Origin of the sequence: Nosocomiicoccus sp. HMSC067E10 (genome assembly GCF_001810835.1) — a bacterium.
Classification (GTDB): Bacteria; Bacillota; Bacilli; order Staphylococcales; family Salinicoccaceae; genus Nosocomiicoccus; species Nosocomiicoccus ampullae_A.
In genome coordinates, this window is sequence record NZ_KV802739.1 from 1 (window position 1) to 1,367 (window position 1,367).

Sequence of the window (1,367 nt, forward strand, 5' to 3'; positions counted from 1 at the left end):
CCTAGCCACTTAAAATAAAAAAAGCCATGTGAATTTCATGTTATATTGAATGTACCACCAACCAATATAAGGAGAATTCACATGACCCATGTAGATAATAACACAGAATCACGCAAATCTAAACACCTTACATACGGTGAAATGAAGAAAATTGAAGCGTATAAAGCACTTGATTTATCCAATCGAAAGATTGCGTCTTTGCTTGGACGTAGTCCACAAACCATCAATAATGCCATCAATACAGCGTCTGTCACGCAGAAAAGCCAACAGAAACAGAATGGCAAGACGTATACCTACTATAAAAAGGTCTACTCCGCAGAGCTGCATCATGACATTTATCTGCGAAATCGTGCGAACTGTGGCCGCCGTCCCAAATGGGTGGAAACGGAGCGATTCACTGAATGGGCGGATCGAAAAATGCTTGAAGACAAATGGTCTCCAGATACAGTGGTTAATAAAGCCATGGACCTGTTTGATCCGGCGATCATTCCAAGTACTTCAACCCTCTACAATTGGATCGACAGTGGCATCATGCGCACCAAGAATATCGACTTACTCGAAAAGGTTGGACGGAAACCGCGGTCTACCAAAGGTCGAGTGCGACGAAATGTAAAAGTTTTGGGTACCTCAATCGAAGAACGGCCAAAATCCGTAGAGAATCGCCAAGAATTTGGTCATTGGGAAATTGATACCGTCATTGGAAAAATTGATGCCGATGAACCTGTTCTATTGACGCTCGTAGAGCGAAAGACACGCTTTGAGAAAATTTTCAAAATTGCGGGTCAGAGAGCTGATGCGGTAGACCAAACTCTGCAGAGCTTTATACAGTCCTTAAAAGGATTGGACAGTCAGATTTTTAAAACAGTCACTTCGGATAACGGAAGTGAGTTCGCCAACCTATCCCATCTGTCTGAAGAAACCGATGTGTATTTTTGCCATCCTTTTGCTTCTTTTGAACGTGGAACGAGTGAGAATCAACATAAGATTATCCGGCGTTTCTTGCCGAAACATCAGTCTCTTAAAGAAGTAAGCGACCGCCAGGTCCAGCGGATTCAACAATGGATGAACGATTATCCAAGAAGAATTCTGGACTATAAAACACCCCACCAGGCTTTTGTGCAAGAGTTGAAGCAATTGGATTTAGAACTGGCTGCTTAATCTTTTGCTTGACCTGGGGCCCTTATGGGCATGACTTGCCCTGTGTGTTGTTTGAAGTTGAACGCAAACATCCACCACACATCCCGCTTTGCGGATATCTTGCCCATACCCACGTCAAGCAAAAGACTGTAAGAAAGCGTACAATATAACTTTGTGAAATTTACTGAAATAACTATTTTCAAGTGGCTAACTTAAACTTGAAATTTAAG

General features: G+C 42.4%; 1 protein-coding gene. It reads left to right on the forward strand.

The window, feature by feature from the left end; translation table 11 throughout:
* The first annotated feature begins 81 nt into the window (after positions 1-81).
* On the forward strand, positions 82-1,158 hold the full coding sequence (locus HMPREF2767_RS00380) for an IS30 family transposase (RefSeq protein ID WP_068128648.1): 1,077 nt from the start codon (positions 82-84) through the stop codon (positions 1,156-1,158).
* The last annotated feature ends 209 nt before the right edge of the window (positions 1,159-1,367 follow it).

Excerpts from the sequence above, each read along its gene's own strand:
- HMPREF2767_RS00380 (WP_068128648.1), top strand. The coding sequence starts at position 82 with ATGACCCATGTAGATAATAACACAGAATCACGCAAATCTAAACACCTT.